The sequence below is a fragment of the Parvibaculum sp. genome (assembly GCF_002684405.1).
In the GTDB taxonomy this organism is placed as follows: domain Bacteria; phylum Pseudomonadota; class Alphaproteobacteria; order Parvibaculales; family Parvibaculaceae; genus Parvibaculum.
On record NZ_NYVD01000144.1, the window covers coordinates 25,161 to 40,459 of the forward strand.

The 15,299-nt window shown below is 61.9% G+C and carries 16 protein-coding genes; 11 read left to right on the forward strand and 5 right to left on the reverse strand.

From position 1 onward, the window contains the following. Positions 1-54 precede the first annotated feature (54 nt). The gene (locus tag CMI59_RS13395; RefSeq protein ID WP_293328741.1) at positions 55-1,221 is read right to left on the reverse strand and encodes an Mrp/NBP35 family ATP-binding protein; all 1,167 of its coding nucleotides are present in this window, start codon (positions 1,219-1,221) and stop codon (positions 55-57) included. Positions 1,222-1,326: 105 nt separating this feature from the next. Between CMI59_RS13395 and hflK the strand changes: the two genes are divergently transcribed. From hflK to CMI59_RS13415, 4 genes are all read left to right on the forward strand, one after another. Beyond that, complete coding sequence (gene hflK / locus CMI59_RS13400; RefSeq protein ID WP_293328742.1) at positions 1,327-2,493, forward strand: FtsH protease activity modulator HflK; 1,167 nt, start codon at positions 1,327-1,329, stop codon at positions 2,491-2,493. A 13-nt stretch (positions 2,494-2,506) separates the two neighbouring features. Further along, positions 2,507-3,376 carry a protease modulator HflC gene (hflC, locus tag CMI59_RS13405; protein WP_293328743.1) on the forward strand — a complete coding sequence of 290 codons (870 nt, stop codon included), beginning with the start codon at positions 2,507-2,509 and terminating at the stop codon, positions 3,374-3,376. 141 nt (positions 3,377-3,517) lie between these two features. Continuing rightward, positions 3,518-3,703 (forward strand): DUF2065 domain-containing protein, encoded by a 186-nt coding sequence (locus tag CMI59_RS13410; protein WP_293328744.1) that lies wholly within the window; start codon positions 3,518-3,520, stop codon positions 3,701-3,703. A gap of 114 nt (positions 3,704-3,817) precedes the next feature. After that, positions 3,818-5,308: a Do family serine endopeptidase gene (locus CMI59_RS13415; RefSeq protein ID WP_293328745.1), complete on the forward strand. Its 1,491-nt coding sequence runs from the start codon at positions 3,818-3,820 to the stop codon at positions 5,306-5,308. A 3-nt stretch (positions 5,309-5,311) separates the two neighbouring features. On the opposite strand, the gene serB is transcribed toward CMI59_RS13415, so the two are convergent. Beyond that, positions 5,312-6,199, reverse strand: a complete 888-nt coding sequence (gene serB, locus CMI59_RS13420; protein ID WP_293328756.1) for a phosphoserine phosphatase SerB — start codon at positions 6,197-6,199, stop codon at positions 5,312-5,314. Between the two features lie 41 nt (positions 6,200-6,240). Between serB and miaA the strand changes: the two genes are divergently transcribed. The 5 genes from miaA (at position 6,241) to CMI59_RS13445 (ending at position 12,007) form a co-directional block, all read left to right on the forward strand. After that, the gene (gene miaA / locus CMI59_RS13425; RefSeq protein WP_293328746.1) at positions 6,241-7,206 is read left to right on the forward strand and encodes a tRNA (adenosine(37)-N6)-dimethylallyltransferase MiaA; all 966 of its coding nucleotides are present in this window, start codon (positions 6,241-6,243) and stop codon (positions 7,204-7,206) included. A 159-nt stretch (positions 7,207-7,365) separates the two neighbouring features. Beyond that, positions 7,366-9,123: an acetolactate synthase 3 large subunit gene (locus CMI59_RS13430; protein ID WP_293328747.1), complete on the forward strand. Its 1,758-nt coding sequence runs from the start codon at positions 7,366-7,368 to the stop codon at positions 9,121-9,123. Positions 9,124-9,179: 56 nt separating this feature from the next. Further along, a complete protein-coding gene (ilvN, locus tag CMI59_RS13435) occupies positions 9,180-9,692 on the forward strand; it encodes an acetolactate synthase small subunit (RefSeq protein ID WP_293328748.1) in 513 nt (170 codons plus the stop codon). Between the two features lie 517 nt (positions 9,693-10,209). After that, entirely contained in the window at positions 10,210-11,229 is a 1,020-nt protein-coding gene (gene ilvC, locus CMI59_RS13440; RefSeq protein ID WP_293328749.1) for a ketol-acid reductoisomerase, read from the forward strand. Between the two features lie 94 nt (positions 11,230-11,323). Further along, positions 11,324-12,007: an aspartate/glutamate racemase family protein gene (locus CMI59_RS13445; protein WP_293328750.1), complete on the forward strand. Its 684-nt coding sequence runs from the start codon at positions 11,324-11,326 to the stop codon at positions 12,005-12,007. A 6-nt stretch (positions 12,008-12,013) separates the two neighbouring features. On the opposite strand, the gene CMI59_RS13450 is transcribed toward CMI59_RS13445, so the two are convergent. Continuing rightward, a complete protein-coding gene (locus CMI59_RS13450; RefSeq protein WP_293328751.1) occupies positions 12,014-12,451 on the reverse strand; it encodes a globin in 438 nt (145 codons plus the stop codon). A 188-nt stretch (positions 12,452-12,639) separates the two neighbouring features. Here CMI59_RS13450 and CMI59_RS13455 point away from each other — a divergent pair, with 188 nt between their 5' ends. Together CMI59_RS13455 and CMI59_RS13460 are read left to right on the forward strand one after the other, a co-directional pair. After that, positions 12,640-13,005: a cupredoxin domain-containing protein gene (locus CMI59_RS13455; protein WP_293328752.1), complete on the forward strand. Its 366-nt coding sequence runs from the start codon at positions 12,640-12,642 to the stop codon at positions 13,003-13,005. A 53-nt stretch (positions 13,006-13,058) separates the two neighbouring features. After that, positions 13,059-13,913, forward strand: coding sequence for an FTR1 family protein (locus CMI59_RS13460; RefSeq protein WP_293328753.1), 855 nt, complete (start codon positions 13,059-13,061; stop codon positions 13,911-13,913). A 4-nt stretch (positions 13,914-13,917) separates the two neighbouring features. Here the strand turns inward: CMI59_RS13460 and CMI59_RS13465 are convergent, their stop codons facing one another. Beyond that, positions 13,918-14,625 carry an alpha/beta hydrolase gene (locus CMI59_RS13465; RefSeq protein ID WP_293328754.1) on the reverse strand — a complete coding sequence of 236 codons (708 nt, stop codon included), beginning with the start codon at positions 14,623-14,625 and terminating at the stop codon, positions 13,918-13,920. Positions 14,626-14,777: 152 nt separating this feature from the next. Continuing rightward, a partial coding sequence (locus tag CMI59_RS13470; RefSeq protein WP_293328755.1) for a cation diffusion facilitator family transporter occupies positions 14,778-15,299 on the reverse strand: 522 nt, incomplete at its 5' end.

Genomic DNA, 15,299 nt, shown 5'->3' on the forward strand with positions numbered 1-15,299 from the left:
GACGCATGAATTGGGCCGGCCCGTTTTCGGGCCGGCCTTTGCTTTTCGCGTTTGTCAGGTTTCGATCGAGATGCGCGGCGCCTGGCGCGCGCCGCCGCCAAGGGCCTGGTCGATATGACCGGCAACCTTTTGCGCAATGTCGATGAACGGTCGGGCTTCCTCGCTCTCGGGCGCGGTGGCCGTAACCGGGGCGCCGCCATCGGAGGTTTCGCGAATGGTCATGTGAAGCGGGATTTCGCCGAGGAAGTCGCAGCCCAGCGTCTCCGCCATCTTTCGTGCGCCGCCCTGACCGAAGATATAGGAGCGCTCGCCTGAGTCCGGGCTCACGAAATAGGCCATGTTCTCCACGATGCCGAAGACGGGCACATGGGTCTTTTCGAACATGGCAACGCCCTTGCGCGCGTCGATCAGGGCGATTTCCTGCGGCGTTGAGACGATCACGGATCCCGTCAGCGGTATGCGCTGGGCGATGGTCAACTGCGCATCGCCGGTGCCGGGCGGCATGTCTATCACCAGCACGTCGAGTTCGCCCCAGTTCACGTCGCTCATCATCTGCATGAGCGCGCTCTGCACCATGGGGCCGCGCCAGATCATGGGCGTGTCCTCTTCGACCATGTAGCCGATCGACATGGTCTTGATGCCGTAATTCTCTTTCGGCTGGATTTTCTTGCCGTTGCTTTCCGGCTTGCCCTTGAGCCCCATCATGCGGGGGATGGAGGGGCCGTAGATGTCGGCGTCCAGCAGCCCCACCTTGCGGCCGAGATGGGAGAGCGCCAGCGCCAAATTGACCGCCACGGTGGATTTGCCCACGCCGCCCTTGCCGGAGGCGACGGCGATAATGGCTTTCACGCCCGGAATTTCGAGCCGGCCCGCCTGCTGCTCACCCTGCGCGCCTCCCGGCCGGCCGTGTGAATGTCCGGCATGCGCGCCCTGCTGCGGCGCGGAGGGCGTGTCGCTATGGGCCGTCAGTACCGCGGTGACGCTCAAAATGCCGGGAATGGCCCGCACGGCCTCTTCGCAGGCCTTCCGGAGCGGTTCCTTTTCCGCTCCCTTGGCCGGATCGACCTCTATCGAGAAGCCCACATGCCCTTCGCGGAGCACGACCCCTTGGATTATGCCTGCCGAGACCACATCTTTTCCCAAGTCTTTATCGGTGACGCGGGAGAGCGCGGAGAGAATGTCTTCTTTTGTCGGTGTCGGCTTTTGGGTCGAAGACGTCATGGGTGGCCTGTCCGGGTTTCATTGCACGGGCTTGGTGGGTGTCATATAACCTCCGGCAAGTGTGTTTCCAACCGATCTATCATCACGAAATCAAAAGGATTTTTGATGCCCTGGAGCAATGAGAATGGTGGCGGCGGCTGGCAGGGAGGTGGCGGTAACCGCGGCCCCTGGGGGCAGGGACCTTCAGGAGGCGGCGGTGGCGGTGGTAACCAGCCCCCCGACCTCGATGAATTGCTGCGCAAGGGCCAGGACAAGTTCAAGAAGATCTTCCCCGGAGGTCAGGGGCAGGGCGCCGGCGGCAATGGCCGCGGCATCATCCTGATCCTCATCGTGGCCGTCGTGGCGCTCCTCGCCTACAGCTCGGTCTATCGGGTCAATACGGACGAACAGGGCGTGGTGCTGCGCTTCGGCAAGTTCTCGCGCGAAGTGCCTCCGGGCCTGCATGTGAAGCTGCCGTATCCCATCGAGGTCGTCTATACGCCGACGGTGACGCGCATCAATCGCGTCGATGTGGGTATGCGCGATACGGGCGGCGGCAAGCCGATTGCGGTGCCGGAAGAAAGCCTGATGCTGACGGGCGACGAGAATATCGTCGACATCAACTTTTCGGTCTTCTGGCGCATCAACAGCGCGGAGAACTATCTCTTCAATGTGGAGCGTCCGGACCTTGCCGTGAAGCAGGTCGCCGAAAGCGCCATGCGCGAGGCGGTGGGCCAGTCCAAGATCGAGTTCCTGCAGACGACCGGTCGAAACGACATCCAGAAGCAGGTGCGCGGCTATATGCAGACCGCGCTCGATACCTATGGCGCGGGTGTGGAGATCACGGAAGTGAAGCTCCAGAAGGTCGATCCGCCGTCGCAGGTGATCGATGCGTTCCGCGACGTTCAGGCGGCGCGCGCCGACCAGGAGCGTCTGCGTAACGAAGCCCAGTCCTACGCCAATACGGTCGTGCCCAAGGCGCGAGGCGAGGCCGCCAAGATTACCCAGGCCGCCGAAGCCTATCGCGAGCAGACGGTCGCGGAAGCGCAGGGTGAGGCGCAGCGCTTCATCTCGATCTACGACCAGTACCGGAACGCAAAGGAAGTGACGCGCAAGCGCATGTATCTCGAGACGATGCAGGACGTTCTGGGCAACACGAACAAGGTTGTGACCACGGATCAGTCGGGCGTTCTGCCTTATCTGCCGATGGATCAGCTCAAGCCGTCTGCGAAGCGTCCTTCGTCATCGTCCAGCAACAACTCGTCGAGCGCCGGCTCGTCGAGCTCGAATTGAGGAGGCCGAAGTCATGAATAAATCCATCGGACTCGGTCTTGGCATCGTTGCGGGACTTGTCGCTTTCATTGCCTATTCCTCCACATTCATCGTCAGCATGACGCAGCAGGCGATCGTGCTGCAGTTCGGCGATCCCAAACAGCTCGTCACGGAGCCGGGGCTGCATTTCAAGCTGCCCTTCGTTCAGAACGTGATCTTCATCGACAAGCGCATTCTCAATCTCGATGCGCCGACGGAAGAAATCATCGCCTCCGACCGCAAGCGGTTGGTGGTGGATGCGTTCGCCCGTTACAAGATCGTCGATGCGCTGAAGTTCTATCAGGCGGTGGGCGACCCGCGTCTGACCGAAAACAGGCTGCAGCCGAACTTCGCATCGTCGCTGCGCAACGTGCTGGGCGATCACACGCTCGAAGCTGTGGTGCGGGACGATCGTTCCGGCCTGATGCAGCAGATCGAGAAGGCGTTCAACCAGACCGCGAAAAGCTTCGGCATCGAAGTGGTGGATGTACGTATCCGCCGCGCCGACCTGCCGGAAGCAAACAGCCAGGCGATTTTCCGTCGTATGCAGACCGAGCGTGAACGCGAAGCGGCCGAGATCCGCGCGCAAGGTCAGGAAGAGGCCCAGCGTATTCGCAGTCGTGCCGATCGCGACCGCACCGTTATCGTTGCCGATGCGCAGCGCGATGCGGAAATCACCCGAGGCGAGGGCGATGCCAAGCGAAACGGTATTTTCGCCAACGCCTTCCAGAAGGATCCGGAATTCTTCGACTTCTACCGGTCGATGCAGGCCTACAAAAAGGCCCTGAAGGGTGACAACACCACCATGGTGATTTCGCCCGACTCGGAGTTCTTCCGGTACTTCCGGAGCGATTCCGGCAAGTGAGCCGGGCACCGATTGCGTGATTTGGATTTGGAGTTCGCGGGCTTGTCCGCCATTTGCCGCGGAAGCGAACTTCAAATCCGAAGCCGCATGACAGCACTCGAAGATGTTCGGTCTCCGGACGTTAGATGTTGAAGGCGAAAATTGACCGATCTCCTGGCCGCGCTTGGACTGGTTCTCGCTCTGGAAGGCGCGCTTTACGCGGCGTTCCCGGGGCCGATGAAGCGGGCGCTGGCCGTGGTGGCGGTGCAGCCGGAGGGCCAGATCCGCTTTGGCGGCCTTGTCGCCCTTGCAGTGGGCGTGCTGCTGGTCTGGCTGGTACGTGGATAGGCGCGCCGGGCCCTCGTTTTGAGCCGAAATTCCACGACGATAGTGCGCGGGCCATTATTTTCCGCTTGAATGGCCGTCAGGGGTGGCGGCTAGGCCGGGGAATTGGCGCTTTATATGTTTTCGATCGGTGAGACGACGCGACAGGTTCAGGCAAGCCGGAACGATCTTTCATCGCTCCGGGGGGCGGGCCTTGTCGTCGTCGCGCTTTCCCTGCTGGTCTTTTTCGGCGGAGCGGGGCCGGCGCGTGCCGCGGACGGCTTCGGCAATCTTGTGCACCGCCTTTCGCCTGCCGTGGTGAATATCACCATCAGGCAGAAGCAATCATTGCCCGAGAAGTTCAGGAGCCTTCCGGAGGATTCTCCGCTGCGGGAGTTCTTCGACGACGAAGAAGGCGAGGGGCGCGCGATGACCAGCGCGCTCGGATCGGGCTTTGTCATCGATCCGTCGGGCGTCATCGTTACCAACAATCATGTGATCGACGGCGCCGACGAGATATCCGTCGTCTTTGCGGACGGCGAGACGCTGGATGCGACCTTGCTGGGGCATGACGAGAATACAGATCTCGCCGTGTTGAAAGTCGACAGTTCTCATCCGCTGCCGTCGGTGCATTTCGGCAATTCCGACGATCTGCGCGTCGGCGACTGGGTCGTGGCGATCGGAAATCCGTTCGGACTTGGCGGTAGCGTGACCTCGGGGATCGTGTCCGCGCTTCACCGCGCGATCTATACGCGCGGCTATACCGATTTCATCCAAACGGATGCGGCGATCAACAAGGGCAATTCCGGCGGGCCGCTGTTCGATATGCAGGGCCATGTCATCGGCATCAACACCGCGATTATTTCACCCTCGGGCGACACGGTGGGTATCGGTTTTGCGCTGCCGTCTTCCACCGCGAAGGCGGTGGTGGACGATCTCATACATTTCGGTGAGGTTCATCGCGGCTGGCTGGGTGTGCGGGTCTTGCCGCTGACGCGCGACCTGGCGCATGCGCTTCAGGCACCGCCCGATGCGGGCGTCGCGATTGCCAATGTCATGGTGCATGGTCCCGCACAGGAAGGCGGGCTGCGGGTGGGCGATGTCGTTACCAGCTATGACGGCATGCCTGTTGGCGAGGTGCGCGATTTGCTGCGCCGTATCGCTGAAACGCGTGCGCGCAAGCGGGTTGAAGTCGGAATCCTGCGCGGCGGAAAGCCCATCTCTGTCCGGCTGACGGTCGGCGAGTTGCAACGCGACGAGGCCGGCAAGGACGAAACGGACGGCGCGGCACCGGAGAAGAAGACGAAGCGGAAGCCGGTCGTACCGGACGAGATGCTCGGGCTCGATCTGGTTTCTCTAACGCCGGAAGTGCGCTCCGCTCACCATGTGCCGTTGCAGGTGAACGGCGTCGTGGTCGCGGCGGTGGCGAACGGCGGAGCTGCGGACGGCAAAGGCATTCGTGCGGGCGACGTAATCGTCGAGGTCAATCGCGAGGCGGTGGATGAACCGGACGATGTGAGGCGCGCGGTGCGCGAGGCTCGGCGTCGCGCTGACGGAGGCAAAGTGCTGCTGCGCATTTACTCCAACGGACGAACGCGCTTTTTCGCGATAGACGTCAGCCCCAGCTAGAGCCTAGGCGCCGGCGAGTTCGCTTTCCCGATAACCCTGGATGAAAAGCAGCGCCGACAGGTCGCCATGGTCGATGCGTGCATCGGCGGCTTCCGCCACAACGGGCTTTGCATGGAAGGCGACGCCGAGGCCTGCTTCCCCGATCATGCCGAGATCGTTGGCGCCATCGCCGACCGCCATGGTTTCGTGCCGGGCGAGGCCGAGCTGTGAGCGGAAATGTACCAGCGCGTCGATCTTGGCCTGTCGGCCCAGAATGGGTTCGCCCACCTCGCCGGTCAGCAGGTCGTTTTCGAAAATGAGCTCGTTTGCCTGATTGTGATCGAAGCCCACAGCCTTTGCGACGCGGTGGGTGAAGAAGGTGAAACCGCCGGAAACAAGTGCGCAGGTGGCGCCATGGGCGCGCATGGTCGCCGTCAGCAGGCGGCCGCCGGGGGTTTCGGTAATGCGCTTGTCGAAGACCGATTCAAGGGAGGCCGCTTTCAGGCCTTTCAGCAGCGAGACGCGCTCGCGCAGGGCGGGTTCGAAATCGATCTCGCCGCGCATGGCGCGCTCGGTGATTTCGGCAATCCGGTCCTTGATACCGAGTTCGGCGGCCAGCTCGTCGATGCATTCCTGCTCGATGATGGTGGAATCCATATCGGCGACCAGCAGCTTCTTGCGCCGGCCTTCGGCGGGTTGTGCAATGATGTCGATGGCGATGCCCTGAAGCGCCTTGCGGACCTCGGCCTCGGCATGGGCCATGTCGTCTGCGTCAAAGGGGAGGTCGCAGGCATGGGTGTCTTTCAGCCAGTCCGCCTGCGATTGGCCCGGCAGGGCCGCCGCGGCTGCGTCGACATGGGTCTTGTCGAGCGGCGTTTGCGAGTTGCCAATGAGCGTCAGGACGTATTTCATCGCCAAACCAGAGTTCTCCAGAAATCTTCGTGCAGAGTGCCGTGTCAGAGGACACCGTGAAAGAGCCGGTGAAGCTAAAAACCGCCGTCCTTATTGCAGGGCCAACCGCCAGCGGCAAGTCCGCGCTCGCCATGAAACTGGCCGAGCAGGTGGGCGGCGAGATCGTCAATGCCGATTCCATGCAGGTCTATCGGGAGCTGCGTGTTCTCACCGCGCGGCCGGGCGAGGCGGATGAGGTGCGCGTGCCGCATCACCTTTACGGCTTCATGAGCGCGGCAGAGGCCTGTTCGGCGGGGATATGGGCCGCCCATGCCGCGCGCGCCATGCAGGAAATCGAGGCGAGGGGCCGCGTTCCCATCCTTGTGGGGGGAACAGGGCTCTATTTCCGCGCGCTGGTGGATGGGTTGTCGCCCATTCCCGATGTCCCGGCGGAGATCACCGCCGCGGTCCGGGCGGAGGTGGCACAGGCGGGCCCCGGGGCGCACAAGCTGCTGCAGGCCGCCGATCCGAAACTTGCCGAAGCGATCGCTCCGTCGGACAAGCAGCGCATTGCGCGGGGCATCGAGGTGAAACGGGCGACGGGCAAGCCCCTGAGCGCGTGGCAGGCCCTGCCGCCTGAGCCGCTGGTTGCGGGGGATTTCCTGAAGGCGGTGCTCGTGCCCTCGCGGGATTTTCTTTACCGGCGGATCGATTTCCGTTTCCGGCACATGGTCCGGGAGGGGGCGCTCGATGAGGTCGAGGCGCTGATGGCGCTCGATCTCGATCCTTCGCTGCCGCTGATGAAGGCGCTGGGGCTGCGGCCGCTTATGGCCCATCTGCGTGGCGAAATTTCGTTGGAGGAAGCCGTTCTGCTCGGCCAGGCAGAGTCCCGCCGCTACGCAAAACGGCAGGAAACATGGTTCCGGACGCAAATGATTTCGTGGAATAGGCTCATCGCGCAAGATTTGGAAAGCCTTGAAGCGAGTTTCTTTTCATTAATTGACGATTTTGGCTTGACCGGGGCATGAGGCGGGGCTAGTTTGCGCCCGCTTTCACGCGGCATTGCGTGCCGGTGGCCGGTTTTTCGCTCTTTTCAGGACTGAACGGGGCTTTGAGAACGGGCCGGGCGCGAGGCCGCGTTGTTGTTTACTGCGATTGATAACCTTCAGGACGTAAGGACCCGACCCATGGCCGAAAACGAGATGACTGGCGCAGAGATCGTCATCAAATCGCTGGTCGATCAGGGCGTTGACACGATTTTCGGCTACCCCGGGGGCGCGGTGCTTCCGATCTATGACGCGCTTTTCCAGCAGAACAAGATCCGTCACATCCTCGTCCGGCACGAGCAGGGCGCCGTCCATGCGGCGGAAGGCTATGCGCGCTCCACGGGCAAGCCGGGCGTCGTTCTGGTGACGTCGGGTCCCGGCGCGACCAATGCCGTGACGGGGCTGACCGATGCGCTGATGGATTCCATTCCGATCGTCTGCCTGACGGGGCAGGTCGCGACGCATCTCATCGGCTCGGACGCTTTCCAGGAAGCGGATACGGTCGGCATTACGCGCCATTGCACCAAGCATAACTGGCTGGTGAAGTCGCCGGAGGAGCTGACGCGCGTCATGCATGAGGCCTTCTATGTTGCGACGAACGGCCGACCGGGTCCGGTCGTCGTCGACATTCCGAAGGACGTTCAGTTCCAGTCGGCGGAATATGTCGGCCCGAAAAACGTTGCGCATCGCACCTATCGCCCGACGGTGAAGGGCGATGTCGAGGCGATCAAGGAAGCGATCGATCTCATCGCGAATGCCAAGAAGCCTGTCTTCTATACGGGCGGCGGCATCATCAATTCCGGCCCGGTTGCGAGCCAGCTTTTGCGCGAATTCGTCAAGCTGACCGGCTATCCGATCACCTCGACGCTGATGGGCCTCGGCGCCTTCCCGGCGAGCGACAAGCAGTGGCTCGGCATGGTCGGCATGCATGGCACTTACGAAGCCAATAATGCGATGCATGATTGCGACGTCATGATCAATATCGGGGCGCGTTTCGACGACCGCGTGACGGGCCGCCTCGATGCCTTCGCGCCGAACTCGAAGAAGATCCATGTCGATATCGACGCCTCGTCGATCAACAAGAATGTCCGTGTCGATGTCGGCATCGTCGGCGACTGCGCGCATGTCCTGGAAGACATGCTGCGTATCTGGAAGGCGAGGGCGCGCCAGCCCGACAAGGCTGCGCTCGGCGAGTGGTGGAAGCAGATCGACGTCTGGCGGGAGCGCAAGTCGCTCTCCTTCAAGCAGAATGGCGACACCATCAAGCCGCAATATGCCGTTCAGCGCCTTTACGAGCTGACCAAGGATCGCGAGACCTATGTCACCACGGAAGTGGGACAGCATCAGATGTGGGCCGCGCAGCACTATCATTTCGAGGAGCCGAACCGCTGGATGACGAGCGGAGGCCTCGGCACGATGGGCTATGGCCTGCCGGCAGCCGTGGGCACACAGATCGCGCATCCCGATGCGCTCGTCGTCGACATTGCGGGCGAAGCCTCGATCCTGATGAACATGCAGGAGATTTCGACGGCGGTTCAGTTCATGCTGCCGGTGAAGATCTTCATCCTGAACAACGAATATATGGGCATGGTGCGCCAGTGGCAGGAACTGCTGCATGGCGGTCGCTACTCGCACAGCTATTCGGAATCGCTGCCCGATTTCGTGAAGCTCGCCGAGGCCTATGGCGCCAAGGGCGTTCGCGCGGAAACGCCGGACGAGCTCGATGCGAAGATCCAGGAGATGCTCGATACGCCGGGACCGGTCATTTTCGACTGCATCGTGGACAAGTACGAGAACTGCTATCCGATGATTCCGTCGGGCGCGGCGCATAACCAGATGATCCTGGCGGACGACGCGGATGCGCCGACCGTCACCGAAGCGGGCAAGATGCTGGTTTGACCGTCACTGCCGTCATAGCCGGGATTGCCCCATCGCCCTCTAATCAGAGTTCGGGAATGAGCCAGGAAGAAAAAATCGAACGGCATGCCATTGCCGTGCTTGTGGACAATGAGGCGGGTGTGCTTGCGCGCGTCATCGGGCTGTTCTCGGGCCGTGGCTACAATATCGAAAGCCTGACGGTGGCCGAGGTGGACCAGGCGGAACACACCTCCCGCATCACCATCGTCACAACGGGCACGCCCATGGTGATCGAGCAGATCAAGGCGCAGCTCGACCGCCTCGTGCCGGTTCATCGGGTGATGGACCTGACGGCGGAGACGAACTCGGTCGAGCGTGAAATGGCGCTTGTGAAAGTCGCCTCGACGGGCGAAAAGCGCGTGGAATCGCTGCGGCTGGCGGATGCCTTCCGTGCCCGCGTGATCGACACGACCCACACCTCCTTCATTTTCGAGGTGACGGGCGCGCCGGACAAGATCGATGCCTTTATCGGCCTGATGAGGCCGCTTGGGCTGGTGGATGTATCGCGGACCGGCGTGGTCGCGATCGCCCGCGGCCCGGAAGCGATGTGAGAGGGCTGAGGGGTGTGAACGATGGAAACACCTTCGTCGGCGAATAAATTAGAGGGGTGGCTTCGGTTCTATGAGGGACAGATAGAGCATGTCCGTCACCATGAGAGAATGAGGTCACAGGCGACCAACGTTGTCGTTGTTATATCTGCGGCAATGCTCGCGTTTCTGGCTTCTTCAGGGACGACAGTTCTTGTTCATTCGTCAGTGTCTATTGCTGTTGGCTTGTTCATAGTCGTTGCCAATATCTATGGATGCTTGATGAGTTCGAAGCACTATGAACGGAGCCGTTTGCATGCCGACGTAGCGGCGAAATACCGGATCGTTGTCTCCTCCATGATCTCGGATGAAGTGCACAATGCCGAGGAAGTTCGTCGGTCTGCACATCAAGAGCACTCGAAAATGCTCCTGACCCGGATAAAAGCGAATTGGCTTTGGTCGGGACTACATATACTAATTGGATTCATCGGCGCTGCTATTGCATGGAATAGCGCTGGGAGCTAAAGGAAGGACAAGTGTCATGCGCGTTTATTACGACCGCGATGCGGACGTGAACCTGATCAAGGGCAAGAAAGTCGCCATCATCGGTTACGGCAGCCAGGGCCATGCCCATGCGCTGAACCTTCGCGATTCCGGCGTGAAGGAAGTGGCCGTGGCGCTGCGCGCCGGCTCTTCTTCCGCGAAGAAAGCCGAAGGCGAAGGCCTGAAGGTGATGACCGTTGCCGAAGCCGCCAAATGGGCCGATGCGCTGATGATGCTGACGCCGGACGAGCTGCAGGGCGACATCTATTATCAGGATCTGGCCGACAACATGAAGGAGGGCGCCGCGCTCCTCTTCGCGCATGGCCTCAACGTCCATTTCAACCTGATCGAGCCGCGCAAGGACATCGATGTCCTCATGGTCGCGCCGAAGGGCCCGGGTCACACGGTGCGCTCCGAATACAAGCGTGGCGGCGGCGTGCCCTGCCTGCTGGCCGTCCATCAGGATGCCAGCGGCAATGCGCATGACCTCGGCCTGTCCTATGCCTCCGCCATCGGCGGCGGCCGCGCGGGCATCATCGAGACGAGCTTCCGCGAAGAATGCGAAACCGACCTCTTCGGCGAGCAGGCCGTTCTCTGCGGCGGTCTCGTGGAACTCATCCGCGCCGGTTTCGAAACGCTCACGGAAGCGGGCTACGCGCCGGAGATGGCTTATTTCGAATGCCTGCACGAAGTGAAGCTCATCGTCGACCTCATCTATGAGGGCGGTATCGCCAACATGAACTACTCGATCTCCAACACGGCCGAGTATGGCGAATATGTCACCGGCCCGCGGATCATCACGCCGGAAACCAAGGCGGAAATGAAGCGCGTGCTGGACGACATCCAGAGCGGCAAGTTCACGCGCGACTGGATGCTCGAAAACAAGGTCAACCAGACGAGCTTCAAGGCCACGCGCGCCCGCAATGCAGCCCATCCGATCGAGGAAGTGGGCGGGCGTCTGCGCGAGATGATGCCGTGGATTACGGCCTCCAAACTCGTAGACAAGGAAAAGAACTGACGCGATCTCGCGAACAGCACCCTTTCTGATGGGCCCGCCGCGAAGATCGCGGCGGGCCTTTTCTTTTGGAATTTCCATTTTGGAGAATGGGCCCATGCCTCCTGCCCAATACACCCACGGAGCCGCCATTGCCTTTCTGCATAGTTCGGCGCTTCACATCGGCACTTTCAATGCGCTGGGCGCGGAACGCGCACCGGGGTTGAAACTCGCCCATACGGTGCGCGAAGACCTGCTGGTGGCGGCGGAAAAAGCAGGCGGCATTACGGCGTCCATCGAGCTGAAAGCGGGCGAGGCGATGCTGGCATTGGCGGCAGGCGGGGCGAAGGTCGTCGTCTGTACCTGTTCGACGCTGGGACCGGTCGCGGAGCATGTCGCGGATGAGGCGGATATCCCGATCATCCGGATCGACCGTCCGATGGCGGATGAAGCAGTGAGAAGCGGCAAGCGCATCGGCGTCTGCGGCGCGCTGGCGCCTGCCATGGAAACGACGCTGCGTCTGCTGGAGGATTCAGCCGGGAGGGCGGGGAGGGATTGCCATTTCGCGCCCGTTCATTTCGAGGATGCCTGGGAAAAGTTTCGCGCCGGCCGGCTTGCCGAGTATCACGCGATGATCGCGGAAGGGTTGAAGCGCGCATCGGATGATTGCGACGTGCTTGTTCTCGCACAGGCCTCCATGGCGCCCGCGGCGCAGCAGGCGGGGGACCTCGGTGTCCCCGTCCTGTCCAGCCCGCGATCGGGTTTCGCGGCGGCGGCGCGGATCGCCAATCGCTTCAAATAGAGTGGTTCAGGCGAGTTCCATGCCGTATTTCTCGGCATGGCTGGCGATGACCTCATGCAGGTCCTCCAGCAGGGTCTGCCAGGCGGCCTCGGTTTCGGCGGACCACTCGTCGCCCAGAATCTCGCGGAAGGTCTCCGCCACCACGTCGAAGAAGGTGGCGAAGACGCGCGGCGGCACGCCCAGCCCCTGATGATTGGTCAGTTCGCACTGGATCAGCACGGGCGCATAGCTTTTCGGTCCAAGCATGTCGAAAACGCAGTTCAGCGCCTCGCTCAGCATGTGCCCGCGCGCATTGCCATCGAGATCGAGGACGAAGAGCGGCTTCATCTCCGGCTGTTGCGCAAAAAGCTTTTCATAAACGAGCGGGGTCGGGTCGCCGGCCAGCTCGGCGGCGCGCTCGATGCTTTGCGAGATGATGTCGGCGTCGCGCTCTGTCAGGGGCATGAGGTCGGCTCTTTCGGCTGATTGTTTTTCTTTTCCTGTCGCAAGCCTAACCGAAACACGTCGGGCGGTCCGCCCCGGGGAAGAGGGTATCGGCATTCCTGCCCGGGATTGCGGCAGATTGGTCCTTGCACTCTCAGTTGAGAATGAATATCAATAACCAAACTCTCGTCCCAAGGAAAGGAAACGCCATGCTTCGCTCCCTCTCGGCCAAGACACTGCTTACCGCGATGGGGGTTGTGGCGTTGAGCTTTGCTGCGACGGCGTTTCAGCCTGCCCGGGCGGCGGGTGAGATGCCGACCTTCGAAATCCACATCAGGGATCACAAATTCGATCCGGCGAATTTCGAGGTGCCTGCCGATACGCGGATGAAACTGGTGGTCCACAATGACGACCCGACGCCGGAAGAATTCGAGTCGCATGACCTTTTCATCGAAAAGATCATCCCCGGCGGCAGCAAGGGCATCATGTATGTCGGGCCGCTTGAAGCGGGCACGTATCACTTCTTCGGCGAGTTCAACGAAGCGACCGCGCAGGGCGATCTGATCGCCAAATAAATGTCGGCCGAGGTCGGCTTCGACACGCGTTTACTCAGGAAGGCCCTCGAGACATGCTTGCGACGCTCATCATCGTATTCCGCGAAGTGCTGGAAGCGGCACTGATCGTCAGCATCGTCGCGGCCGCCACAAAGGGCGTGGCCGGGCGAGGGCGCTGGTTGGGTGCCGGTATCCTGGCCGGGCTTGTGGGGGCAAGTCTCGTTGCCGCCTTTGCAAGCGCCATCTCCAATTCGCTGGAAGGCACGGGGCAGGAAATCTTCAATGCGAGCGTGCTGTTTCTCGCCGTCATCATGCTGGGGTGGCACAATGTCTGGATGGGCAGTCATGGCCGTCAGCTTGCCACCGAGATGAAGGAAGTCGGGCACGACGTAACCGTCGGCACGAAGCCGCTCTATGCGCTGGCGATCGTGGTCGGCGCAGCCGTGATGCGGGAAGGCTCGGAAGTCGTGCTTTTCCTCAACGGTATTGCCAGCGGCGGCGTCGGCAATTCCGCGATGCTGGCGGGCGGTCTGCTTGGCATCGCGGCGGGCGGCGCGCTAGGCTTTGCGCTTTATTTCGGCCTGTTGCGGCTGTCGCTCAACATGCTTTTCCGCGTGACGGGCTGGATGATCCTGCTGCTGGCGGCGGGTATGGCGGCGCAGGGGGCCAAGTTCCTCGTGCAGGGCGGTTTCCTGCCGCCGATGGGCGGGTTCATGTGGAATACGTCCTGGCTTTTGTCGGAAAGCAGTCTTATCGGCCAGACGCTCCACACGCTTGTCGGCTATACGGCGCGCCCGCTACCCATTCAGGCGATTTTCTATGTGGCGACGCTGGTGGTGATCGGCGGGCTGATGAAGATCGTCGGCGACGGCGTCTCGAACAAGGCCAAGGCGCGTAACGCGGCAGCCGGTTCGGTAGCGGGCGACTGAGCCCTTACACGTAAAACCATTTGTGGAAGCCGGACCGGTCGAAATGCTTCCACTCGCCTTCGGCCTGCGATAGGCGGTCGGCGACCGCCCAGAAGACGAGGGGGTTGCCGCCCATGCCGAGATGCGTCGCGGGCACCTCGATGTTTTCCGTCTGCGGCGTTTCCTGTTCGCGGCAGGCCGCCCAGGGCACGAGCCCGTCGAAGCGGGAATAGATCGATGTCGAGGGAACGGGCGGCGGCACGCGCAGGCGCTCGGCGAGCTTCGGATCCACTTCGCCGCTGACGCGGTAGCCCGCGCCGAAGGGGCTTCCCAGCGTAATCACCTGACGCACCTGATCGGGAAACTCCCGCGCCAGTTCGCGTGCATAGATGCCGCCCAGGCTCCAGCCGACAATGCTGATTGCGCGGCCGCACTCGTCGGCCAGCTCATTGACGCGGTCTTTCAGCTTGCGATGGATGTGGCGGCTCGGGCCCCAATTGTGGCCCTGCCTCCAGGCATGGGCGACGTAGCCCAGCTCTTTCAGATAGGTGCGGAGGAAGGAGGTCGATTCATCACCTGTCAGCATACCGGGCAGAACCAGCACGCCGTGACCGTCTCCCCTGGGCGCCTTCAGCAGCGCCGGGTAGGACGCGGCGAGCGCGCCATATTCGGCGACGAGGCCGAATTCACTCCAGGCCCGCCAAAAGATCGGATCGCTAGCAGATGGAAACATGCGTGGGAAGCTCCGCCGGAAATGGCTTGTCCTGCATTATACTGCATTGCAGCAAATACCGTAGTGGAAACTTTTCAACAGGCGGAATGGCCCCTGACGATTTTCCGGACGAGGGTGAGCAACCGCCCGGAAAATAGTCAAAGAACCAAGGTCTACGAGCAGATCCCTTTAGTATCTGCTCGTGGATTTGCGGCCAGTTTTGTGAGCTTCTCGTCATGGTCGGGGCAATCTTCCGGTTCGATCTGCACCGTCGCATGGGTCACGCCGTAGCGCTCGGCGAGTCGCTCCTTGATGGCGGTCAGGGCGTCGGCGGAGGATGCGCCGGGGGCGGGGACGGCATGCAGCGTAACGAGAATGCGGCCCGAGGCGAGCGACCAGGCATGGATGTGGTGCACATCGCTCACCGAGGGAATGCCGGCCGCAAGGTCTTCGGCCATGGCGCCGGTATCGAGCCCCTCCGGGGTGCCTTCCATCAGGATATGCGCCGCGTCGCGCGTGACGGAAACCGCGCCGCGCAGGATCAGCACCGCCACGAAGACCGAGAGAATGGGGTCGATGGGTGTGAAGCCCGTATACATGATGATTATCGCGGCCATGATCGCAGCGACGGAGCCGAGCAGGTCGCCCACGCGCATCGGGCAGCCGCTGGTGGTATGGTGGGTGAGTTGCTGCGC

Coding starts and splice junctions, on each gene's coding strand:
- CMI59_RS13415 (WP_293328745.1), top strand. CDS start 3,818: ATGTTTTCGATCGGTGAGACGACGCGACAGGTTCAGGCAAGCCGGAAC.
- serB (WP_293328756.1), bottom strand. CDS start 6,199: ATGAAATACGTCCTGACGCTCATTGGCAACTCGCAAACGCCGCTCGAC.
- hflK (WP_293328742.1), top strand. CDS start 1,327: ATGCCCTGGAGCAATGAGAATGGTGGCGGCGGCTGGCAGGGAGGTGGC.
- hflC (WP_293328743.1), top strand. CDS start 2,507: ATGAATAAATCCATCGGACTCGGTCTTGGCATCGTTGCGGGACTTGTC.
- ilvN (WP_293328748.1), top strand. CDS start 9,180: ATGAGCCAGGAAGAAAAAATCGAACGGCATGCCATTGCCGTGCTTGTG.
- CMI59_RS13465 (WP_293328754.1), bottom strand. CDS start 14,625: ATGTTTCCATCTGCTAGCGATCCGATCTTTTGGCGGGCCTGGAGTGAA.
- CMI59_RS13460 (WP_293328753.1), top strand. CDS start 13,059: ATGCTTGCGACGCTCATCATCGTATTCCGCGAAGTGCTGGAAGCGGCA.
- CMI59_RS13455 (WP_293328752.1), top strand. CDS start 12,640: ATGCTTCGCTCCCTCTCGGCCAAGACACTGCTTACCGCGATGGGGGTT.
- CMI59_RS13395 (WP_293328741.1), bottom strand. CDS start 1,221: ATGACGTCTTCGACCCAAAAGCCGACACCGACAAAAGAAGACATTCTC.
- CMI59_RS13445 (WP_293328750.1), top strand. CDS start 11,324: ATGCCTCCTGCCCAATACACCCACGGAGCCGCCATTGCCTTTCTGCAT.
- CMI59_RS13450 (WP_293328751.1), bottom strand. CDS start 12,451: ATGCCCCTGACAGAGCGCGACGCCGACATCATCTCGCAAAGCATCGAG.
- ilvC (WP_293328749.1), top strand. CDS start 10,210: ATGCGCGTTTATTACGACCGCGATGCGGACGTGAACCTGATCAAGGGC.
- CMI59_RS13430 (WP_293328747.1), top strand. CDS start 7,366: ATGGCCGAAAACGAGATGACTGGCGCAGAGATCGTCATCAAATCGCTG.